This window comes from Rhodococcus sp. SORGH_AS_0301, assembly GCF_030818285.1.
In the GTDB taxonomy this organism is placed as follows: domain Bacteria; phylum Actinomycetota; class Actinomycetes; order Mycobacteriales; family Mycobacteriaceae; genus Rhodococcoides.
Genome location: NZ_JAUTAC010000002.1, coordinates 1,911,229 through 1,935,134 on the forward strand (window position 1 = coordinate 1,911,229; position 23,906 = coordinate 1,935,134).

13 protein-coding genes are annotated in these 23,906 nt (G+C 69.9%); 5 read left to right on the top strand and 8 right to left on the bottom strand.

All coding sequences use genetic code 11. From position 1 onward, the window contains the following. Window positions 1-203: 203 nt before the first annotated feature. Window positions 204-13,730 (top strand): amino acid adenylation domain-containing protein, encoded by a 13,527-nt coding sequence (locus tag QE397_RS09620; RefSeq protein ID WP_307093055.1) that lies wholly within the window; start codon window positions 204-206, stop codon window positions 13,728-13,730. 78 nt (window positions 13,731-13,808) lie between these two features. On the opposite strand, the gene QE397_RS09625 is transcribed toward QE397_RS09620, so the two are convergent. Then, window positions 13,809-14,153, bottom strand: coding sequence for an RNA polymerase-binding protein RbpA (locus tag QE397_RS09625; protein WP_027505388.1), 345 nt, complete (start codon window positions 14,151-14,153; stop codon window positions 13,809-13,811). Between the two features lie 142 nt (window positions 14,154-14,295). On the opposite strand from QE397_RS09625, the gene QE397_RS09630 reads away from it, so the two are divergent. Beyond that, complete coding sequence (locus QE397_RS09630) at window positions 14,296-14,664, top strand: hypothetical protein (protein ID WP_051613280.1); 369 nt, start codon at window positions 14,296-14,298, stop codon at window positions 14,662-14,664. 6 nt (window positions 14,665-14,670) lie between these two features. On the opposite strand, the gene QE397_RS09635 is transcribed toward QE397_RS09630, so the two are convergent. The 5 genes from QE397_RS09635 to QE397_RS09655 form a co-directional block, all read right to left on the bottom strand. Next, window positions 14,671-15,537, bottom strand: coding sequence for an oxygenase MpaB family protein (locus QE397_RS09635; RefSeq protein WP_307093057.1), 867 nt, complete (start codon window positions 15,535-15,537; stop codon window positions 14,671-14,673). After that, window positions 15,534-16,982, bottom strand: coding sequence for an aldehyde dehydrogenase family protein (locus tag QE397_RS09640; protein WP_056444508.1), 1,449 nt, complete (start codon window positions 16,980-16,982; stop codon window positions 15,534-15,536). Before QE397_RS09640 ends, QE397_RS09635 begins: the two co-directional genes overlap by 4 nt. A 110-nt stretch (window positions 16,983-17,092) precedes the next feature. Next, a complete protein-coding gene (locus QE397_RS09645) occupies window positions 17,093-18,373 on the bottom strand; it encodes a lipase family protein (protein WP_222645199.1) in 1,281 nt (426 codons plus the stop codon). A 91-nt stretch (window positions 18,374-18,464) separates the two neighbouring features. Next, window positions 18,465-19,019, bottom strand: coding sequence for a TetR/AcrR family transcriptional regulator (locus QE397_RS09650; protein ID WP_307093060.1), 555 nt, complete (start codon window positions 19,017-19,019; stop codon window positions 18,465-18,467). Between the two features lie 25 nt (window positions 19,020-19,044). After that, on the bottom strand, window positions 19,045-20,430 hold the full coding sequence (locus QE397_RS09655; RefSeq protein WP_027505392.1) for a cytochrome P450: 1,386 nt from the start codon (window positions 20,428-20,430) through the stop codon (window positions 19,045-19,047). A gap of 116 nt (window positions 20,431-20,546) precedes the next feature. Here QE397_RS09655 and QE397_RS09660 point away from each other — a divergent pair, with 116 nt between their 5' ends. Genes QE397_RS09660 through QE397_RS09670 form a run of 3 tightly spaced genes read left to right on the top strand, consistent with a single transcriptional unit; the run spans window position 20,547 to window position 22,004 of the window. Continuing rightward, window positions 20,547-21,125, top strand: coding sequence for a TetR/AcrR family transcriptional regulator (locus QE397_RS09660; protein WP_056445136.1), 579 nt, complete (start codon window positions 20,547-20,549; stop codon window positions 21,123-21,125). A gap of 11 nt (window positions 21,126-21,136) precedes the next feature. Further along, window positions 21,137-21,580, top strand: a complete 444-nt coding sequence (locus QE397_RS09665) for a helix-turn-helix transcriptional regulator (RefSeq protein WP_027505394.1) — start codon at window positions 21,137-21,139, stop codon at window positions 21,578-21,580. A 10-nt stretch (window positions 21,581-21,590) separates the two neighbouring features. Then, window positions 21,591-22,004 carry a VOC family protein gene (locus tag QE397_RS09670; RefSeq protein WP_027505395.1) on the top strand — a complete coding sequence of 138 codons (414 nt, stop codon included), beginning with the start codon at window positions 21,591-21,593 and terminating at the stop codon, window positions 22,002-22,004. On the opposite strand, the gene QE397_RS09675 is transcribed toward QE397_RS09670, so the two are convergent. Next, entirely contained in the window at window positions 21,995-23,185 is a 1,191-nt protein-coding gene (locus QE397_RS09675) for an FAD-dependent monooxygenase (protein ID WP_307093064.1), read from the bottom strand. The two genes, QE397_RS09670 and QE397_RS09675, sit on opposite strands and share 10 nt — an antisense overlap. Window positions 23,186-23,342: 157 nt before the next feature. Further along, complete coding sequence (locus tag QE397_RS09680; RefSeq protein WP_307093066.1) at window positions 23,343-23,903, bottom strand: dihydrofolate reductase family protein; 561 nt, start codon at window positions 23,901-23,903, stop codon at window positions 23,343-23,345. Window positions 23,904-23,906: the final 3 nt, after the last annotated feature.

Sequence of the window (23,906 nt, forward strand, 5' to 3'; positions counted from 1 at the left end):
TGAGCGAATGCCACATACAGCTCAGTACAGAGTGCGACCACGGTCGGGGACACCGGAAGTCACACACAGCACATAGACGTGCGGCCTGATCGGCCGCGGCGTCGATGCTCTCTGCGTCCGTTCGGTGGAAGTGTGCGTCGTCTCGCACAGCCCGGGGAGCAGGACCGCTCCTCGGCCACGGGACCGACGAGGAGGAGCGAACGATGACGACGTCGGACAGCGCACCGAGAACCACCGAACCGGCCGACACGACACCTATCGTGAACCGGACAGCGTCCGATCCCTTCCCGCTCTCCCCGGCGCAGGCCAGCCTGTGGTTCGCCCAGAAGCTCGCCCCCGAGGTTCCCCTCACCGTCGCGCAGTACGTCGACGTGCAGGGCGACCTCGACATCGACCTGCTCGAGCGCGTGGGTGCCCGCGCGGCCGCGGAACTCCAGTCCGGCGAGATCAGGCTCGTCGAGATCGACGGTCAGCCGTATCAGGTCGTCGACCCGGCAGCCACCGTGCGCACCACTCGGCTCGACGTCCGGTCCGAGGCGGACCCGATCGCCGCGGCCCTGGCCTGGATGCAGAAGGAGATGCGCTCCCCGGTCGATCTGGACCGCGATCCGCTGACCGTCAACGTCGTCTTCCGCGTCGAGGACCACCGCTACTTCTGGTACACCCGCATGCACCACATCGCCGGTGACGGATACGGCGCCGTCACCGCCATGAAGCGCGTCGCCGAGCTGTACACCAACGAGCAGGCCGGCGTTCCCACCCCGGACAGCAAGGCCGGCGACCTGGCCACGCTCTACGCGGCAGAACGCGCGTACCGCACCTCCACCAGGTTCGAGACCGACCGCGCCTTCTGGCAGGACACGCTCGAGGGTCTGCCGGACACCTTCTCCCTCGCCGACCGCACCGCCCCGGCCGCGCCGAGTCGCCTGCGACTCAACGGTGTCACCGACGAGACCGTCGGCGACATGCTCACCTCCGCGGAGGAGCGATTCGACGCCAGTGCCGCTGCCGTCGTGGCCGCGTCCTTCGCCGCCTACCTGCACCGGGTCACCGGGCGCGCCGACGTCGTCATGAGTCTGCCGGTGTCCGTCCGCACCACCGCGGCGCTGCGCCGCTCGGGCGGCATGGTGTCCAACGTCGTACCGATCCGCGTGCACATCTCGCCCGACATGAACATCGGCGACCTGGTGTCGTCGGTGACCCTCGAGATCACCGGTGCGCTGCGCCACCAGAAATACCGCCACGAGGACATCCGCCGCGACCACGGCAGCTCGACCATGCACCGCGGGTTCTTCGGACCCATGGTGAACATCATGCTGTTCGACTGGACCGTCGGTCTGGGCGATCTGGTGGGCCGGCTGCACCTGCTCTCCAGCGGTCCCATCGAGGACTTCACCTTCAACGTCTACAACAGCGGCGGCAACTCGCTGAACATCGACTTCGAGGGCAACCCGTCGCTGTACGACGAGGACACCCTCGCCGCCCATCATCGGCGGTTCCTCGCCTTCTTCGAGAACTTCCTGGGACGCGGGGCACGAACTCGCGTCTCCGGTCTCGACGTCGTGCTGCCCGACGAGTACGACCGTGTGGTCACCGAGTTCAACGACACAGCCGTGAGCGTTCCGCGGACCACGCTGCCCGCGCTGTTCGACGCACAGGTGCGGCGCACCCCGGACGCGACGGCCCTGGAGTTCGCCGGCACCGCACTGACGTACGCGGAACTCGATCGTCGCTCGTCCCGCCTGGCGCGGGCGTTGATCGCCCGCGGCGTCGGACCCGACGTGCTCGTGGGCCTGGCCATGCAGCGCTCGCTCGACCTCGTCGTCGCGATGTACGCGATCGAGAAGGCCGGCGGCGCCTACGTACCGCTCGACCCCGATCATCCCGCCGAGCGTCTCGGCCACGTCCTCGACACCGCCCGGCCCGCGTGCGTGCTGACGGTGTCCACGCAGGGTGTCGTCCTGCCCGACACCGCTGCACGCGTCGACGTCGACATGCTCGATCTCGCCGGCCTCGCCGACACGCCGGTCGGCGACAGTGAGCGCACGGCGACTCTGCGACCCGATTCGCTGGCGTACGTGATCTTCACGTCGGGTTCCACGGGCCGCCCCAAGGGTGTCGGGGTGTCGCACCAGGCGATTGTCAACCGACTGCTGTGGATGCAGAACGAGTACTACCTCGGCGCCGACGACGCCGTGTTGCAGAAGACTCCGGCGACGTTCGACGTCTCGGTGTGGGAGTTCTTCTGGCCGCTCCAGGTCGGCGCCCGCCTGGTGATCGCGGAGCCCGACGGGCATCGCGATCCGCGCTACCTCGCCTCGATCATCGCCGGATCAGGCGTCACCACGGCACATTTCGTGCCCTCGATGCTCGGCGCCTTCGTCGCTGAACTGCGCGCGTCCGACGCCCGGCTCGGTGACCTGCGTCAGGTGTTCTGCAGCGGTGAGGCACTGCCCGCGGAGACGGCATCGGCATTCCGCTCGCTCACCGGGTCCGCGCTGCACAACCTCTACGGGCCGACCGAGGCCGCCGTCGACGTCACCTACTGGGAGGTGACCGACGCCGACGCCGTCACGGTGCCGATCGGACGGCCGGTGTGGAACACCGCGTTGCAGATCCTCGACGCCCGGCTCGAGCCGGTTCCGGTGGGAACGGCGGGCGAGCTCTACCTCGCGGGCGACCAGCTCGCCCGTGGCTACGTCGGTCGGCCCGATCTGAGCGCCGACCGGTTCGTCGCCGACCCGCTGTCGGCGCACGGCACCCGCATGTACCGCACCGGCGACCTGGCGCGTTGGCGGGCCGACGGCGCCGTCGAGTACCTGGGCCGCACCGACTTCCAGGTCAAGATCCGCGGACTGCGGATCGAGCTCGGCGACGTCGAGGCGGCTCTGGTCGCGCATACCGCCGTGCACCACGCGGTGGCCGTGGCCCACGTCGACGAGCGCGGCGAGACCACGCTCGTCGCGTACGTCGCACCCGAGCCCGGCACCGACGCGGCGAGCGTCGAGGTCCGCGCTGTCGCCGCGACCGTCGCCGACCGCCTCCCGTCCTACATGGTGCCGTCGCTGGTGATCGTTCTCGACGCACTTCCGTTGAGCGCCAACGGCAAGGTCGACCGCAAGGCACTGCCGGAACCGGTGCGCCGCCGGGCCGACGTGCCCTCGGTCCCGCCGCGCACAGAGGTCGAGCGACGCATCGCCGAGACCATCGCCGACGTGCTGGACGTCCCCGTTCCCGGTGTCCACGACAGCTTCTTCGAGATCGGCGGCAACTCGCTGCTGGCCACGCGCGTGGTCTCCCGCATCAGCGCCGAGCTCGGTGCCGACGTGGGCATCAAGGACCTCTTCGAGGCGCCGACCGTGGCACGTCTGGCGGATCGCGTCGCCCATGCGCCCGTGGTCACCACCGGGCCGCCGCTGGTCGCAGGACCTCGCCCGGATCGCATTCCCCTCTCGCTCGCCCAACAGCGACTGTGGTTCCTGAACCGGTTCGACTCGGCGTCCCCGGCGTACAACATGCCGTTCGCCATCACGCTGCACGGCGACCTCGACGCGGACGCTCTGACTGTCGCGCTCGCCGACGTTCTGGAGCGCCACGAGACGCTGCGCACCGTGTATCCCGACTCCGCCGACGGTCCGCACCAGGTGGTGCAGGACCCCGCGCACCACGACCTCGCGCCGATCGACACCGACGACTCGGCGCTGGCCGACACCGTGCGGGAGTTCGCGTCTCACGGATTCGACGTCACGCGGGAGCACCCGGTCCGTGTCCGCCTGTTCCGCACCTCGCCGACGTCGCACACGCTGGCCGTGGTGCTACACCACATCGCGTCGGACGGGTTCTCCTTCGGCCCCCTCGCGACCGATGTCATGACCGCCTACGCTGCGCGGACGCAGGGGAGTGCGCCGCTGTGGGCACCGCTCGACGTGCAGTACGCGGACTTCACGCTCTGGCAGCACGCCGCACTCGGAGACGAGAACGATCCGACCTCGATCCTGCGCAGTCAGATCGACTACTGGACCGCGCGGTTGGACGGCCTGCCCGACACGCTCGAGCTGCCGACGGATCGCCCCCGTCCCGCTGCACCGTCGCACCGCGGCGGCGCCCACGACTTCCACATCGACGCCGATCTGCACCAGCAGCTCCTCGTGCTCGCATCGGACACCTCGGCCAGCCTGTTCATGGTGTTGCACGCGGCACTGTCCGCGCTGCTGGGACGGCTCGCGGACTCGGACGACGTCGCGATCGGGTCGCCCATCGCGGGTCGCGGCCACCGCGCGCTCGACGGACTCGTCGGCATGTTCGTCAACACACTGGTGCTGCGGTCGACGCCCGCGCCGCACGTCCCGTTCACCGACCTCCTCCGCGAGGTACGCGATCACGACCTCGAGGCGTTCGCCCGCGCGGACGTCCCGTTCGAGCGTGTCGTCGACGCGGTGGCACCGGAACGCTCGACGTCGCGCCACCCGCTGTTCCAGGTCGTTCTCTCCTTCGAGAACCTCGCGCCGGTCCGCGTCGAGATGGCCGGACTGGATGTCGAGGTCGCCGAGATCGACTCCGGCACCGCCAAGTTCGACCTCACACTGCAGCTCTCGGAGCGCACCACGGTCGACGGTCGGCCCGACGGGGTCGATGCGCGCCTGGGCTACGCCCGCGATCTGTTCGACGACGCGACAGCCGCGACGATGGCGCAGCGACTGGTGTCCGTCATGCGATCGGTCGCGGTGGATCCCACCCGAGCGATCGGCGACATCGACCTGTCCACGTCCACCGACGCTCCTGCCGTCCTCGTGGGCGCGGCAGCCGGGCCCACCTCGTCGCTCGCCGACATCCTCGTCTCGGCCGCGCGACGCGATCCGTCCGCCACCGCCGTCGTCACGGCGGACGGCTCCGTCACGTACGGCGAACTCGACGACGCGTCGGACCTGCTGGCGCACGCGTTGATCGCCGAGGGAGTCGGCCCGGAATCGATCGTGCCCGTGTGCCTCGAGCGCTCGATCGACTCGATCGTCGCGACCTGGGCCGTGACGAAGACCGGCGCCGCCTTCCTCCCGGTGGATCCGCGCTACCCGGCGAACCGCATCGAGCGCATGGTCACCGACGTCGCCGCGTCCCTCGGCATCGCTGCCGCGGGAGCCGCACTGCCCGTCGCGGTCCGGTGGGTCACCGTCGATCACCGATCCGACGAGTCCTCGGCGGCACTGCCCGTACGGGTGCGCCCGGAGAACCCGGCATACCTCATCTTCACGTCCGGATCCACGGGCACCCCCAAGGCGGTCGTGGTGCCGCACCGCGGCCTCGCCGACTTCGCCCGCGAGCAGGTGGCGACCTACCGAGTCGGACCGCGTTCGCGCACACTGCATTTCGCCTCGCCGAGTTTCGACGCCTCGATCCTGGAACTGCTCATGGGATTCGCCGCGGGCGCGACCGTCGTGGTCGCCGGTACCGACGTCTACGGCGGCGACCGCCTCACCGCACTGCTGCGTGATCAGCGGGTGACCCACGCCTTCGTCACCCCTGCTGCTCTCGAGACGGTGGACCCTGCGGACCTCGACGCTCTGACCTTCGTCGGGGTCGGCGGCGACGTCTGCAGTCCCGCCCTCGTCGAACGGTGGGCGCCCGGCCGCCGCATGCTCAACCTGTACGGGCCGTCCGAGGCCACCGTCGTCGCGACCCTGACACCGCCGATGGCACCCGGCTCGCCCGTCACCATCGGCGCCCCGCGCCGCGGTGTCGACGTGCGGGTGCTCGATCGTCGTCTGCGCCCGGTGGTCCCCGGAGTTCCCGGCGAGCTCTACCTGTCCGGGCCGGCGCTGGCCCGCGGGTACCTCGGGCGCCTGCCGCTGACCTCCACCCGCTTCGTCGCCGATCCGTTCGGCACCCCGGGTGACCGTATGTACCGCACCGGCGACGTCGTCGCCGCCGTGACCACCACCGCGGGAACCGAACTGGTGTTCCGCGGCCGAGCCGACGACCAGGTCAAGGTGCGGGGTCACCGCGTCGAACTCGCCGAGATCGACGCGGTGCTCCAGCGTCATCCGTCGGTCACGTTCTCCGTCACGAGCGTGCAGAACGCGGGCCGGGCCGACGCCCGCCTGGTCTCGCACCTCACGCTCGCGCCGGGCGCCGCCGGAACCGAACCGGTGCTCGAGCACGCCCGCCGCACCCTGCCCGGGTACATGGTGCCGTCCGCGGTGGTCGTGCTCGACGAGGTGCCCCTCACCCCGTCGGGCAAGCTCGATCGCCGCGCGCTGCCCATGCCCACACCGGAGACGACGGAGGCGGCGTACCGCGAGCCCCGCACCGAGACCGAGTGGACCGTCGCCCGCGTGTTCGCGGACGTCCTCACGGTGCCCCGGGTCGGTCTGGACGACAGCTTCTTCGACGCCGGTGGCAACTCGTTGATGGCGACCCGTGTCACCAGTGCGATCGGCGCCGCGCTGAGCCGTGAGGTGGAGGTGCGCACTCTCTTCGAGGCCCCGACCGTCGAGGCGCTCGCGGCTCACCTCGACGCCGACAGCGGTGCGGCGTCGCGGATCCCGCTCGTCGCGATCCCGGCGGCGAGCCGTCCGGACCGGATTCCGCTGTCGTCGCCGCAGCAACGGCTCTGGTTCCTCAATCGCTTCGACCCCACCTCCGACGCCTACAACATCTCGTTCTCGGTGCACCTGGACGGCGTCCTCGACGCCCCCGCGATGGCACTGGCGTTGGCCGACGTGGTGGAACGGCACGAGAGCCTGCGGACCGTGTTCCCCGAGAGCGATCACGGACCGCACCAGGTCGTCGCACCGGCAGCACCCGTACCGCTCACAACGACCGTCGTGGACCGCGACGACGTCGCGGACGCGCTGACACGGTTCGCCCGTCGCGGGTTCGATCTCACGGTCGAGACCCCGCTGCGCACCACTCTTCTGTCGATCTCCGAGACGGAGCATGTGCTCGGTCTCGTCGTGCACCACATCGCCGCGGACGGGTGGTCCCTCGGACCGCTGACCCGCGACGTCATGGTCGCCTACGCCGCCCGCATCCGGGGAGCTGCCCCGCAGTGGACCCCACTTCCGGTGCAGTACAGCGACTTCACTCTGTGGCAGCGGGCCGTGCTCGGAGACGAGGCCGACCCGGAGAGCCGGGCACACCGCGAACTCTCCTTCTGGACCGACACTCTCGCCGACCTTCCGGACGAGTGCACCCTGCCCGGCGATCGCGTCCGCCCGGCGGCGCCGTCCCACCGGGCCGGCGTCCACGAGTTCGCCGTCGATCCGGCCGTGATGACCGCACTGTCGGCCGTCGCCGAGCGCCGGGGCAGCACCACGTTCATGGCGATGCACGCCGCACTCGCGGTCACGCTCGCTCGGCTCGCCGACACCCGGGACGTGGTGATCGGCACCCCGATCGCCGGCCGACGCGATCGCGCACTGGACGAGCTGGTCGGCATGTTCGTCGGCACTCTTGTCCTGCGCTCCGACGTGGCGCCGTCCGACACCTTCGCCGACCTTCTCGGCCGGGTCCGCAGCACCGATCTCGACGCGTTCGCCCACGCGGACCTGCCGTTCGAGCGTCTGGTCGACGCTCTGTCGCCGTCGCGGACGGCCGGTCGGCACCCGCTCGTGCAGGTCGTGCTGGCCTTCCAGTCCGACGGTGTCACCAGCGGCGAACTCGACGGTCTCACCGTCACCGCGTCGGAGATCGACCTGCAGCGCAGCAAGTTCGACGTCGAGCTCGCCGTCACGGAGAGCACCGACGCCGACGGCGAGAGGTCGTGGCGGTTCCGCGTCACCTACACGCGCGATCTCTACGACGAGAGCACCATCGCCGCCTTTGCGGACCGTGTCAGCGCCGTGCTCACCACGGTGGCCCGAGACCCGTCGGTGACCGTGGGCGACATCGATCTCCTGTCCCATCAGGAGTCCCGCGAGCTGACGACACGGGCCGGCGAGCGTCCCGACGCACCGGTACTGCTGCCCGACCTGTGGGCCGCCATCGCGCGGGAGAACGCGAACACCACTGCGCTGGTGCATGATCCGTCCCACGGCGTCGACGTCACGGCTCGGCGGTCGCGCACGTACGCCGAGCTCGATGCCGACGCCACCCGTCTCGCCCGGGTCCTCCTCGAACGCGGGGCCGGACCCGAGCGTGTCGTCGCCCTGGCGCTCACCCGGTCGGCGGAGTCCGTCGCGGCGATGCTCGCCGTGGCGATGACGGGCGCGGCCTGGGTCCCCGTCGATCCGCGCTACCCGGCGGACCGCATCGACCACATGCTCACCGACAGCGGGGCCGACCTCGGTGTCTGCACCGCGGCCGACCGCCCGGCGGCAGGACGGGACGTCGACTGGATCGTGCTCGACGACCCGGCCACCGTCGCCGACATCGCGACCCGGTCGACGGAACCCGTCACCGACCGTGACCGGACGTCCACGCTGCGGGTCGACCATCCGGCCTACGTCATCTACACCTCCGGATCGACGGGACTGCCCAAGGGCGTCGCCGTGACGCACTCGGGACTCTCCTCGTTCGCAGAGGTGCAGCGCACGACGTTCGGCATCACCGGAACATCGCGGACCCTGCACTTCGCCTCGCCGAGCTTCGACGCGTCGGTGCTCGAGATCCTGATGGCGATGGGCGCCGGCTCCACCGTCGTCGTCGCCCCGAGCGACGTCTACGGCGGCGCGGAACTGGCCGAACTGATCGACCGCGAGTCGGTCTCGCACGCCTTCGTCACCCCGGCCGCGCTCGCGACCGTCGACGTCGCCGCCGGATCACTGCCGAGTCTCACCACCGTGGTGGTGGGCGGCGACACGTGCTCCGCGGACCTGGTGCGGCGCTGGTCGGTCGGACGTTCGCTGTACAACGGGTACGGCCCGACGGAGGCGACCATCGTCGCCGCCATCGCGGAACTGCGTGCCGACGAACCGGTCACCATCGGTACGCCCATCGCCGGAGTCCGCGCCGTGGTGCTCGACGCGCGTCTGCATCCGGTGCCGGTCGGCGTCACGGGTGAGCTGTACCTGTCGGGTGTCGGCGTCGCTCGCGGCTACCTCGACCGCGCGGGACTGACGGCGGGCCGGTTCGTGGCCGATCCGTACGGCACCGCGGGGGAGCGGATGTACCGCACCGGCGATGTCGTGCGGTGGACTGCGGACGGCCAGCTCGACTACGTCGGACGCTCGGACACCCAGGTCAAGATCCGCGGATTCCGCATCGAGCTCGGTGAGATCGACGCCGCACTGACGAGGGACCCGTCCGTCGGCTTCGCGCACACTCTGGTGCACACCGATGCCTTCGGTCGCGCCTCGCTGGCGTCCTACGTCGTCGCCGCCACCGGACACGACATCGATGTCGACGCGGTCACGGGCGGCGTCCGCTCCGTCCTGCCCGGCCACATGGTGCCGGCATCGATGACGGTTCTCGAGCGCATCCCTCTCACTCCCGTCGGCAAGCTGGACGTGCGGGCGCTTCCCGCCCCGGTCGTCGTGGCCGTCGACCGCACTCACGACGCGCCGGCCTCCGAGACCGAGCGGACCGTCGCCGAGACCGTGGCGGCAGTGCTGGACCTCGACGTCGAGGTCGGACGCGACGACAGCTTCTTCGCACTCGGTGGCAACTCCCTGTTGGCCACACAGGTCGCGTCCCGCCTGGGTTCCACTCGCGGCGTTCGGGTTCCGGTCCGGGCACTCTTCGAGCACCCGACGGTCGCAGCCCTCGCCGCGCACATCGACGGGCTCGCCGAGTCCGCCGGCCCCGCTCTCGAGGCACGGCCTCGACCCGACCGGATCCCGCTGTCCTCGGCGCAGCAACGCCTGTGGTTCCTCAACAGGTTCGACCGGGCGTCGGGGGCGTACAACGTGCCCTTCGCGGTGCGCCTGACGGGACCGCTCGACATCGCCGCGCTGGAGGCCGCGCTGCGCGACCTCGTCGACCGCCACGAGGTGCTCCGGACCGTGTACCCGGACTCGCCCGAGGGCCCGCACCAGGTGATCCTGCCTGCGCACGAGGTGCCGGTGGCGCTGGAGCCCGTCGTGACCGAGCCCTCCGCGGTGACGGCCGCGATCGTCACGAGCGCGGCCCGCGGGTTCGACGTGACCACGCAGGCGCCCCTGCGGGTGGACCTGCTCGAGGTGGCGGCCGGGGACGAGCACGTCCTCGTCGTCACGCTGCACCACATCGCCGCGGACGGCTGGTCGCTGGCGCCGCTCGCCGCCGACCTGCTCACCGCCTACACCGCGCGGTCCACCGGCACGGCACCCGCGACGGAGCCACTGACGGTGCAGTACGCGGACTACACGCTGTGGCAGCGTGACCGGCTCGGCTCCGAGGACGACCCGTCGAGCCTCGTCTCGACGCAACTGGCGTACTGGACGGCGGCGTTGACCGGAGCGCCCGACCGTATCGACATCCCCACCGACCGTCCGCGGCCGAGCGTGCCGTCTCACCGGGGCGGGGTGGTCACCACCACGGTGGGTGTCGACACGCACCGGCGGCTCGTCGACCTTGCGCGGCGGGAGAACGCGACGCTGTTCATGGCCGTCCACACCGCCCTTGCCGTCGTGCTCGGCCGTCTCGCCGGCCGCTTCGACACGTCCGTCGGTACCGCGGTCGCCGGCCGCGGCGACCAGGCACTGGACGCGCTGGTCGGAATGTTCGTCAACACGCTGGTCCTGCGCACGCGGGTCTCGCCGACCGCGTCGCTGACCGAGGCGTTGCAGCACGTGCGCGCGGTCGATCTGGACGCGTTCGCGCACCCCGACGTTCCGTTCGAACGTCTGGTGGACGTGCTGCACCCGCAGCGCAGCACGAGCCATCACCCGTTGTTCCAGATCATGTTGTCGTTGCAGGACGACGTTCCGACGACTGCCCGCATGGGCGAGGTGACCGTCGACGCGGCCGAGGTGGACGTCGCCGTCGCCAAGTTCGACATCCAGTTCACGGTCACCGACCGGCGCACCGACGACCGGGAGCCGGCGGGGCTGACCGTCACCGCCGACTACGCGACCGATCTGTTCGACGCCGCCACCGTGAGCACCATGCTCGATCGTCTGGTGGGCGTGTTGGGCGTCCTGGCCACCGAACCCGACCGCAGCGTCGGCAGCGTCGAGATGTTGACCTCGCAGGAGCGAGCCCATCTGGTGCCCGTGCACGGCGGCGAGACCGATCCCGATCCGTCGCTGACCCTGTCCGAGGTGTTCGAGCAGACCGCACGCCGGGTTCCCGACCGCATCGCGGCGGAGTACCTCGGCGCCCACATCACCTACGGCGAGCTCGACCGACGTTCGACCACGCTGGCCCGAGCTCTCGTCCGGCGCGGTGTCGGACCGGAATCACTGGTGGCCCTGGGCTTCACGCGATCCTTCGACTCCCTCGTCGCGGTCCTGGCCGTCGCGAAGGCCGGCGGCGCCTTCGTCCCGGTCGACCCGCACTACCCGGCCGACCGCGTCCGTCACATGCTGACGGACTCGGCGACCACGTGGGGACTGACGACCGCGGAGCACCTGGCGGCCGTGGACGGAGTCTCGTCGACACGGTGGCTCGTGCTCGACGACGCGGACACCCTGGCCGAGCTGGCTCGTACGTCCGACGAACCCCTCACACCCGCAGAGCTTCTCGTACCCATCGCTCTCGTGCACCCCGCGTACGTCATCTACACCTCGGGGTCGACCGGGACGCCGAAGGGCGTCGTCGTCACCCACGCCGGCCTGTCGAACTTCGCCGGCGAGCTGCGCGATCGATTCGAGGTCGACGAGACGGCGCGCGTACTGCACTTCGCGACACCGAGTTTCGACGCCGCCGTCATGGACCAGCTGTTCGCGTACGGATCCGGCGCGACACTCGTCGTGTCACCGCCCGGGGTCTACGGCGGCCGCGAACTGGGCGACCTGTTGGGATCGGAACGCATCACGCACGCCTTCATCACGACCGCGGCGTTGTCGACCGCGGACCCGGCGAGCGCGACGTCGTTGCGACACATTCTCGTCGGCGGCGAGGCGTGCCCACCGGAACTGGTGGAGCGCTGGGCTCCGGGACGCTCGCTGTACAACGTGTACGGGCCGACGGAGACGACCATCGTCACGACGATGAGTGCGCCGATGGTGCCCAAGGGTCCGGTCACGATCGGTGGACCGATCCGCGGTGTCGCGGCGCAGGTGCTCGACCGCCAGCTGCAACCGGTGCCGTTCGGCGTCGTCGGCGAGCTGTACCTTGCCGGACCGGAACTCGCTCGCGGCTATCTCGGGCGCACGGCGTTGACGTCGTCGCGGTTCGTCGCCGATCCGCACGGCAAGCCGGGTGAGCGCCTCTACCGCACCGGTGACCTGGTGCGCTGGCGCGAGTCCGCCGACGGCGACCCGACCCTGTCCTACGTGGGCCGGACCGATCATCAGGTCAAGATCCGCGGGTTCCGCATCGAGCTGGGTGAGATCGACGCCGCGTTCGACGTGCACGACGGCGTGGACTTCGCGACCACGATGGGCCACGTCCTGCCCTCGGGGGACACCGTGCTGGTGTCCTACGTCCTGCCGCACCGGGAGTCGTCGGTCGACACGGCGTCGCTGCGTCGCCATCTGCAGGAGCGACTGCCCGGTTACATGGTGCCCCAGTCGATCATGCTGCTGGACGAGCTGCCGCTGACCGCCGTCGGCAAACTCGATCGGCGGGCGCTGCCCGCTCCGGAGTTCGCCGTCACCGGGGAGCATCGCGATCCGGGCACCGCGACCGAGCGCGCCGTCTGCGCTGTCTACGAGGAGATCCTGGGGGTGGCCGGAGTCGGACTCGACGACAGCTTCTTCGAACTCGGCGGCACGTCGCTGGTGGGGACGCGCGTGGTCGCTCGACTCGAAGAGACCCTCGGCACGACGGTTCCGATGCAATGGTTGTTCACCGACTCCACGCCGGCAGCTCTCGCCACGCGCATCGACGACACCGCGCATCTGTCGGCGGACGAGGTCGCGGCGACGGCCACGGCGTCACTGGACATGCTGCTGCCGCTGCGCCCGCAGGGTTCCGCGTCACCGGTGTTCTGCATCCATCCGGCGTTCGGACTGTCCTGGAGTTACAGCGGTCTGCTCGCCCACCTCGACTCGAATCAGCCGGTGTACGGCCTGCAGTCACCCGTCGTCTCGGGACGCACCGAGGAGTTCGACACGGTCGAGGAGCTGGCCCGGTACTACGTTCGCGAGATCCGGTCGATCCAGCCGCACGGTCCGTACCACCTGCTGGGCTGGTCGCTCGGCGGCCTCATCGCCCACGCGATGACCGTCGAGCTGCAGCGGGTGGGGGAGAGCGTCGCGACGCTGACCATGCTCGACAGCTACGTGCTCGCCGACGAGTACCTCGAGTCGACACCGTCGGTGCGGGATCTCATCGAGGAGTTCACCGGCCACGAGTTGCCGGCAGGCGTGGAACCGACGGTCGCGGAGGCTGCGGCCGCGCTGCGGTCCGAGGGTGGTCCGATGGCGGCGATGACCGTCGACACCCTCGAGCGGCTGTACGCGGGCTACGTGAACGGGACCTCGCTGGCGCACGGGTACTCACCGGGCGTCGTGGACTGCGACGTGCTGTTCTTCACCGCGACCGAGGACGAGGTGAATCGGAACGACGTACGGCGGACCGCCTCGGCCTGGCGTCGACACGTCCGCGGTGCCATCCACGATCACGCGGTGCCGGTCGCACACTCCGCGATGACCGATCCGCAGGCACTCGCGATCATCGGACCGATCGTCGCGCAGCACCTGCGCTGATCTCGGACGGACCCGAGACACACCGAGGGCCCCGGAGCAGATGCTCCGGGGCCCTCGGTGACGACAGGGGAGAGGCGGTCAGACTCCGGCGCCGCGACGCTTCGCCTTGAGCAGATCCATCCGCTCCTTGAGCAGTTCCTCGAGCTCCTCCACCGAACGCCGCTCGAGCAGCATGTCCCAGTGGGTGCGCGGGGGCTTGACCTTCTTGGCCTCGGGCGCGGTGCCCTCGATCAGACTGCCCTCGAGACCGTTGCGGCAGAGCCAGGTGCCGGGCAGCTCGGCGTCGTCGGCGAAGGGAACGTCGAACTCCTCGCCGTTGTCCGTCCGGTATCGAGCCATGCGCCGGGGCGCGAGGTCGTGGTCGCGATCGGTCTCGTAGCTCACCGCTCCGAGTCGACTACCTCGTAGAACGCGATCTGCCATGGTGGAGTCCTCTCTCGATCGTGGTACGCATGTCGCGTCCGTCGAATTCAACGCGCGTGGTGCGCGGAACGTTCCCGCACGCGAACACCCCATTCTAACCGGTGATGCGGCAGGGTCCGCGCACGTCGGTATCGTCGGGTCGATGCGGGGTGAATCCGGGACGGTGGGCGGTGGGATCGGTCGCTCCCGCGCACGGCGCCCGAGCACGTGTCTGTGGTGCGGTCGGCCGGTGGTCGAGGGCGCTGCGGGCCGGCGCCGACGGTACTGCCGTCAGTCCTGCCGTCAGCGTGCCTACGAACAGCGGACGTCGCTGAAGGACACGGTCGTCGCGGACGACGCCGTGGTGCTCACGGAGGCCGAGGCCGGTGCCGCCGCCGATCGCGCGTTCGGAGTCCGGTGCGCCGCCGAGGACGTGGCCACGGCCGTCGCGGAGGGCGCCGACGCGGCCGAACTCGCCGAGCTCTGCGACCGGTTGGTCACCCTGGCCAAGGACGCGGAACGACTGCGCTGATCCTGATCAGACACCCAGGTCGCTCGGGTGGTAGCCCTGCGGGTACCCGGGGTACGTCCGGTTGCGCGGATCCTGCGCCGACCGCGATGCCGTCCGCTTGGGCAGCAGACGCTCCACGCGGCCTCGGGCCTGCAGCGCCGACTCGAGCGCCGGGCGCACGGCGGGGACCGGGTCGCCGAACCCGAAGGCGCGGGTCATGTCCTGATCGATCATCGACAGCACGGCGCCGCGCACCGCGGAGCGGACCGGGCGCGGGTACCACGACGCCAGCAGGTCGCGGGTGTACTCGCCGATGGCCTTGTTGTCGTCGGAGTAGACGAACCGCTCGCGCTCGTACCGCACCTTGAACGCGTGGAAGTCGGCTGTCGACGCGGGAATGTCCCGGATGCCCATCCGGATCCCGACCTCGCGGTAGAACGCGACGCTCGCGATCCGTTCGTGCGGATGCAGGCGCCGCCACCCGTAGCGGTCGATCCAGTTCAGCGGATCGAAGGCGAAGGTGGAGAGCACGTACAGCATGTCGTCGTTCGAGATGTCGTAGCGCGCGTGCATGCGGTTGACCGCGCGGAGCGATGCGCGCCCGCGCTCGGAGTCGTACCCGTGTTCCACGAGTTCCGACATGAGCAGCGCGGTGTCGTCGTACCGCTTCTGGGGGCGGTGCTCGAACTCTCCCGTCCTGCGGAGCAACGCCGAGATGGTGGGCACGCAGTACGTGCGGAACAGCGCGAACTCCAACGCGCGCTGATAGTCCCAGGGAAACTCGCAGCCCGCCGTGATCTTGAGGACGGTGGCCGCGTCCGCCACCGGATCCAGCTCGTCGATCACCCGCACCCACCCGAACCGCCCGAAGCGCGGCCGGGGGAGGGTGGTCATCGCCCGTAGACCTTGGTCAGCAACAGGCGCGCGACCGCGACGTCGCGCCGCTTGCGCGTCATCGTCACCAGGCCCAGCGGGGCGGCGAAGCGTTGCTTCGTCACCGACTTCACCCGGGAGAACTCCCGCAACCCGTCGGCGCCGTGGATCCGTCCGAAGCCCGAGTCGCCGACTCCGCCGAACGGCAGCGCGCCCACCGCTGCGAAGCCCAGCACGGAGTTGACCGTCACCACTCCGACGCGGAGCCGGTCCGCCGCCCGCTCGGCCGCGGCCTTCGACGCGGTGAAGACCGACGCGCCCAGCCCGTACTTCGAGGCGTTGGCCCGCTCGATGCCCTCGTCGAGATCACGGACGCGGTTGACCACCACGGTCGGACCGAACGTCTCCTCGGCGACGGCCGAGCTGTCCTCCGGCACGTCGAGCAGCACGATGGGATCGACGTACGGCGCCCGGACGGATTCGAGTCCGCCGACGACGGCGCGACCACCGCGCGCCAGGGCGTCCTCGACCTGGTCCCGCACGATGTCGACCTGCTTCGGCAACGTCATGCGTCCGTACTGCGCATCGTCCGCGTCGCCGACCCGGAGGTCGCGTACACGGGAGGTCAGGATGTCCACGAAACGATCGGCGACCTCCTCGACCACGTAGATGCGCTCCACACCCGCGCAGGTCTGGCCCGCGTTGCCCATGGCGCCGAACGCGGCGAAGGTCGCCGCGGCCTCGAGGTCGGCGGTGGCGTCGACGATGAGCGCGTCCTTGCCGCCGCCCTCGACCACGATCGGCGTGAGCGTCTCCGCGCACACCGCCATGACCTTCTTCGCCGTCGCGGTGGACCCGGTGAAGGCGAGCTTGTCCACTCCCGAGCGGCACAGCGCCTCACCGACCCGACCGTCGCCGGTGACGGTCTGGAGCACCTGGTGCGGCGCCGCCAGCGACGCCCAGGCGTCGGCCAGCCAGGTGCCGGTGCGGGGAGTGAGCTCGCTGGGCTTGAAGACGACGGCGTTGCCGGCGGCCATCGAGTACGCGAGCGACCCCATCGGTGTGTAGACCGGATAGTTCCACGGGCCGATCACGCCGACGACGCCCATCGGTTGATACCGCACGGAGGCAGCGTGATTGATGCTCACCAGACCCGGGAAGACGGACCGCTCCCGCAGGACACGTCGCGCGTTCTTCGCGGCCCACGTGAGATGCTCCACCGCCAGCATGACCTCGAGCAGAGCGTCGTCCTTCGGCTTGCCCGTCTCCTCGCGCACGGTGTCGACGAGCGACCCCGACGTCCGGGCGATCCTGGATCGGAACTCGAGCAGCCACCCCTTGCGATCCGTGAAATCGAGAGCGCCCCACCACAGTGCCGCGTCACGCGCGCGGGCGACGGCCGCGTGCACCTCTCCGTCGGACGGCGTCGGTGCCGCGGTGCGTTCCGGAGAGTGCTGGACCGTCATGTGTGTACCCCTCAGTCAGCCGAATGATCCACTGTGATCGGTGACACTATGGCTGATCGCCGTCCGCGACAATGACCGAGCCGACCGCGGTCGGTGACCCGAACCGACCGTCAGGCGATGTCGCACCCTTCGGTGGGTACGTCGGCGAACCTGTCCATCAGGTACGCCGCGGCCGCACCGCCGTAGCCGTCGATGATCTGCGGACCGAAGTGGTTGGGCAGCACCGCACCCGGCAGGATCGGCGGCAGCGGGTTCGACCGGAACGTCACCGACGCACCCTGGCCGCACCACTCCTCCGCCAACTCCCGCGCCTGCCCGTACGGCACCGTGTCGTCGTTGATGCCGCTGGTGATCAACACCGGGGCCGACGGCCGCAGGGTGCCGGTACGCAGCTTCTCGAAGATGGGACCGGCCTCGGGCACGGATCTCAGATTCTCCGACATCGAGCGCCCGTCCTTCGTCAGCGTCTCGGTGCGCAGGAACGGATACGTCAGGATCGTGTCGGCGATGCACTGGGTCGACAGGTCGTTCAGCACCGTCTTGCCGTGATCGGAGACGCGCTCCTCGACGCGGGCCCGCAACGACGGGTTCCGCTCGAGGACTCCGTTCAGTGCGTACCCGATGACGCCGCCTATGAGAGTGCCGTCCACCGTGTTCAGCACGTCGAGCAGGTCGGCCGTCGGTGCGCCCGCCCAGGTGCCCTTGATGTTCAGTTCCGGTGCGTAACTCGCCGCCGACTCGGCCGCGGCGGCGGTGGCGCCGCCGCCCTGCGAATAGCCCCAGAGACCGATGGGGGAGTCGGGGTCGCCTGCCAGCGCGTTCGCCGCTCGCGCGCCGTCGAGCACCGCGTGCGCCTCCTCCGGCCGGTTGACGTAGGTGTGCAACCCCGGCGTGCCGAGACCGATGTAGTCGGTCACGAAGACGCGCGCGCCCATCGACCCCCAGAGCGTCGACGACACGAGTTCCTGGTTCGCCGAGAGGGACAGCGGGTCCGTCGTGAGGTTCAGCCCGAGCGGGAACGCCCGCGACGGCGCGCACTGGTCGCCCTGCCCCACCGTCCCCGGAGCGACCACGACGGTGGGTCTGGGGCCGGCGCCGCGCCAGGGAACGGCCGAGTCGATGAACGTTCCGGTCACCGCGACGGGCTCGTCGTTCTCGGTCCGCGAGGTGTACATGACGCGCTGCGCGGTGGCGGGATAGCGACCGTCCACTCCCGGCGCAGCGAGAAAGAGCGACATCGGCTCGGTGCGGAGCACCGTGCCCGGCGCACCCGCGACGTCCGTCGGTGGGGAGTAGAAGTCGTCACCGGGGGCTGCGTCGGCGAGTGCGGGTGCGACACCGATCAACGCCACGAGCACCGCTCCCACGATCAGACTGCGTGACAGTGTCATCGACTTCCTTCCCGCTGCGCGGACCCCCCGGCAGGCGCCCTGAAGTTAGACAGTTCCGGCACCAGGTGTCAAGGTCACGAGGTGAAGCCCGTCACTCCGGCGGCACGGTCATCGACGCCGGGAGCCACCGCAGGAGGAAGGCGCGGAGGTCGTCGTCGTCCGCGATGGACGGATCGTCGAAGAGCACGACGGACAGTCCGAGACGAGTGGTGATGAGGACGATGTCGTCCAACACCTCCGCGACCCGGGGGTCGAGTGCGGTCAGCGGGGACAGTAGATCTCGCACGACGGGAATGGCGTGCTGGACGACATCGGGATGCAGCACCGGGTTGATGCCGTCCAACCGCAGCAGCGCTCCCATCGCGGGAATGTCGCGCACCGCCCGCCGACCACCGATCACCATCTCCACGACGTAGTCGCGCACGGTCTCCGGGCCGTCGAGGCGCGACCGGATCTCGGTCATGACCTCGACCGCCAAATGCTCCATCGTGCGGGTCACCAACACCTCGCGCGTGCCGAAGATGGAGTACACGGTCTGTCGGGAGACCCCGGCAGCGGCGGACACACCCGCGATGGTGACGCCGTCGAAACCGTGCTCCGCGATCACCGCGAGGGTGGCCTCCATGATCTTGCCGCGCGATCGCATGGGACCAGTGTGCGGGATCCTCACGTCAGCTGCGGTCGCGCCGAGCCACCTCGAGCTCGAACCCGGCCGGCATGAGGGTGAGGCGTTCCTCGATGGCGAGCTCGTAGCCCGGATCGGGAGCGACGTCGAAGGTCTGGAGGATCGTGCCCAGCACCAGCAGCGACTCGTGGAGAGCGAACTGGCGCCCGATGCAGGCACGCTCGCCCGTGCCGAACGGCTTGTAGGCGTGCGGCGGCCTGGCCCGCACGTTCGCCGACAGGAAGCGGTCCGGGTCGAACACCTCGGGATCCGGCCCCCAGACGGGATCGCGATGCAGACCGGGGATGAGCACCAGGGCCCAGTCGCCCGCTGCCATGGGACGCCCGCCGACCGTCGTGTCGTGGCGTGCCTCCCGCGCGTAACCGGGGGCCGTCGGCCACAGGCGCAGTCCCTCGTCGAGAACCCGTCGGACGAAGCGCAACTTCGCCACCTGCTCGAAGGACGGCGTGTCCGCACCCCACACCTCGTCCACCTCCGCACGCGCCCGAGCCCACATCTCGGGATGCCTCGACAGGTAGTACAGGGCGAACGACAGTGAGCCGGAGGTCGTCTCGTGTCCGGCGATGAGGAAGGTGACGATCTGATGCCGGATGTTCACCTCGTCCAGCGCGTTGGGATCACCGTCGCGTGCCGCCTGGAGCATGATGTCCAGCAGATCGCCGTCGCCGCTCGTCTCACCGTCCCGGCGGGCCCGCACGATGTCGTCGAGCAGCTCGGCCATGAAGGCCTTGTCGGCATCGTTCCGCCGTTCGCGACGCCGGAACACCAGGTCGCCGACGACGGGGAGCGGCAGCAGTGCGCGGCGCTGGTTGTGCTGCAGGGTCCGCACCATGGCCCGGACGAACGGGTGCGTCTCGGCGCGGGTGAACGAGTCGAAGCTGTAGCTGAACCCGGTGCGGCCGATGGTCTCGAGCGTCAACTTGGTCATGTCCGAGGAGACGTCGACCCGATCACGGGACGACCAGTGCGACACCAGCTGTCCGGCGACGTCCACCATGATGTCGTGGTAGCTCCGCATGGCCGACTGCGTGAACGCCGGCCGGAGGAGATCGTGGGCCTTGCGCCAGTTCGGTTCGTGCGAGTACGCCGTGAACAGTCCGTCCCCGCCGATCGAGCGAAGTCCGGCGACCGCGGGTGCCACGTGCTTGACGAACCGCGACTCGTCGCTGAGTTCCTCCACGAGATCGGCGCCCGACACGATCACGAACCGGCGCCCCAGGACCACCCGCTCGAAGATGGGGCCCAGCTGCGCGGCCAGCGCCACCGAGTCCTGCACCGGGGTGCTCGCGTGTACGCCCAGCACGTCGCCCAGCACCGGGAGTCGTCGAGGGGGATGGGGAAGCGGAGAAGTGGACGAGATCGTGGTGACCACGGTCGGACCCTTTCGCGTGGGTGGCCGGCGTACTGAACCGGGATACAACAGCGGACGGTACCCCCTACTGAACGCGTGTCAAGTATCACGAGCAGTCCCGTAACATGGCGCAGGTCATGACCTCTCCCCGCAAACGCCTGTCACCCGATCAGCGTCGGCACCAGTTGCTCGAGATCGGGTCACGACTGTTCGCGGAACGGCCCTACGACGAGGTGTGGATCGAGGAGGTCGCCGACCTGGCCGGCGTCTCGCGTGGGCTGATGTATCACTACTTCTCGTCCAAGAGGGATTTCTTCGCCGACATCATCCGGCTCGAATCCGCTCGGATGGTCGAGATCACGGCTCCCGACACCACGCTGCCCGTCGAGCACCAGGTGTCTGCCGGACTGCGCGCCTACATCCGATACTCCACCGATCACGCTCACGGACTACGGGCCATCAATCGAGGAACGATGTCGGGCGACGTCGGTATCCAGGCGATCCTCACGGCCGAGTTCGAGACGCAGCAGCAACGGATCCTGGCGGCTCTGGGACCCGACGACGGCGCGGACGAGGTGACGCGGGTGGCCGTGGCCGGGTGGGTGTCGTTCGTTCGCGCCGTGTGCGTGGACTGGGTGGATCGGCAGTCGATCTCGGCCGACGAGGTGCATGATCTCTGCATGCGCGCACTGCACGGACTGCTGCGCCGTTCCTGAGAGGAGGACGCGTGACCGACACCGGTGCGGACTCGCGACACCTCGACGATCTGCGTCGTCTCCGTCGAGTACGGGATCGAATGGACCGCGAGTACGCCACGCCACTGAACCTCGAGACCCTGGCGCGCGACGCGCACGTGTCCGCGGGGCACCTGAGCCGGCAGTTCCGCGCCGCGTACGGAGAGTCGCCCTACGCGTACCTGATGACGCGGCGCATCGAACGAGCCATGGCGCTGCTCCGGGGGTCGGAGAGGTCGGTGACGGAGATCTGCTTCACGGTGGGGTGCTCCTCACTGGGCACCTTCAGTACCCGTTTCTCCGAACTGACCGGACTGTCCCCGTCCGCGTATCGGCAGCAGAACCAGTCCACGGAGGTCGGCGCGCCGTCGTGTGTCGAGAAGGTGGTCACCCGACCGATCAGGAATCGAGAAGCGGACCGCGTAAGGCGAACCTAGTGTCGTCGCCATGACACTCACCATCGCCTCCAGCTTCCTCCCGCAGGACGATCCGGAGGCCGCACTGGCCTTCTACCGCGACCTTCTCGGCTTCGAGGTCCGCCTCGACGTCGGGTACGAGAACCTGCGGTGGCTCACCGTCGGCCCGCCCGGGCAGCCGGACACCGCCATCGTTCTGACACCGCCCGCGGTCGACCCCGCCATCACCGAGGACGAGCGCCGCACCATCACCGAGATGATGGCCAAGGGCACGTACGGCGGCATCCTGCTCGCGAGCGACGACCTCGAGGCGACCTTCGATGCACTCCAGGCCGCGGATGCCGACATCGTGCAGGAACCGACCGACCAGCCCTACGGGATCCGGGACTGCGCGGTGCGTGATCCCGCGGGCAACCTGATCCGCATCCAGCAGCGTCAGCGGTAGTCGCTCAGATCGAGGTTCGCGTCGTCCGAGCCGCCGAACCTGCCGGCCAGCGCTCGCACCGGCGCCGAACCGGCCAGTCGCACAGCAGAGTTGAAGACCGCGAGCCCCACTGCCGTCTTCGGGTGCGCCAGCCTCGGCGTTCCCGGCGGCAGCGACTGCACCGTGTCGACGAAGGGCCGCATCCGCGCGTCCCACGCCGTGAACGCGGCCCGGTGATCATCGGTGCGGGCGAGTTCGGCGGCCAGTACGTAGGCACCGGTGATGGCCAGTGTCGTGCCCATCCCGCTCACGGGAGTCGCGCACCAGGCCGCGTCGCCCACCATCGCGACCCGGCCCGACGACCACCGTGGGGCGCGCACCTGAGCGAGACGGTCGACGTACAGCTCCGAGGCGGAATCGAGCGACTCCAGGATGCGGGGAGTCTCCCAGCCGGCGCCGGCGAACGTCGTCCGAAGGGCGGCGACGACCTCCGACTGCCCTGCCCGCTCGAGGCCGGTCGGCCCCGACAACCAGGACAGGCTGAAGCGCGTGGTGCCCTGGTTGTCCGGGCGCAAGCCGGCCACACGTCCGCCGGTCGCGTTGTACCAGCGCCACCATGCATCGTCGTCCGAGGTGCGGGGGAGCACCCCGTAGGCGGTGAACAGCCCGAGATCTCGCGTGACGGCCTCGCCGGGAAAGACGATCTCCCGGCTCCCGGACCGCACTCCGTCGGCGAACACCACGAGGTCGTAGCGCTCGGGAGCGCCGTGCTCGAACGTCACGTCGACACCGTGGGCGTCCTGATCGCAGCCCACGACCCGGTCGCCGTAGCGGTACTCGACGTCCGGTCCCGACGCGTCGACGAGGATGCGCGCGAGTTCGCCGCGGAGGATCTCCAGCTCGGCCGTCGTGCCTCCGCTGTCCGCCGTACCGGCCGGGAACGCCGCGATCGTCGCGCCCCGTCGATCGACGAACCGGGTGCCCTGTTCCGTCGTTGTCGCGGCGAAGAGAGCGTCCTCCAGACCCATGCGGCGTACGACCTCGCGGCCGGGACCACGAATGTCGATGTTCTGCCCGCCGAGCCGAGGCGACGGAGCGCGCTCGACGACCGTCACGGCACGACCCGACCTCGCGAGCCAGTACGCGAGGGTCGGGCCGGCGATGCTGGCCCCGGTGATCAGTACGCGTCGTTCCACAGTCACGATCTTCGCCTTCCGTGCTCACGACCTGTGCGGTACCTGAAGGACTTCGTCGACCGACGGTACGTCGGTGGACGTGCGACGCTCAGGCAGGGTTCCAGGTGAAACCGAATTGTGCCGATAATCTACATTATGTCAACTATCGTGAATCTCCCGCCCCCTACCGCGCCAGGTACCTCGCCAGGTGCAGTCCACCCGAGAACGTCCGCGTCTCCACCAACTCCAGACCCGCCCACTCGTCGAGCGCCGTGAAGAACGGCGTACCGGCGCCCACCAGAACGGGGTGCGTCATGATCACGTACTCGTCGATCAGCCCGGCCCGCATCGCAGCCGCGGCCAGTGTGGCGCCGCCGATGTCCATCGGCCCACCGTCGCCGGCCTTCAGCCGGACGATCTCCGCCACGGCGTCACCTGTGACGAGCCGCGCGTTGCCCTCCACCGCGTCCAGGGTGGACGAGAACACCACCTTGGGCATGTCGCGCCACCGACGGGCGTACGCGACGTGTGCGGGCGTCACCCCTGGCTGCCGATCGGCCGTCGGCCAGTGCGCGTTCATCGCCTCCCACAGCCTCCGCCCGTAGAGCGTGAGGCCCGTCGAGTCGACGCGGTCGGACCACCACTGGAACGCCTCGTCGCTCGGCACGCTCCAGCCGAGGTCGCCATCGGGCGCCGCGACGTAACCGTCCACACTCGTGTTCATCGCGAATCTCAGTGTGCGCATGAC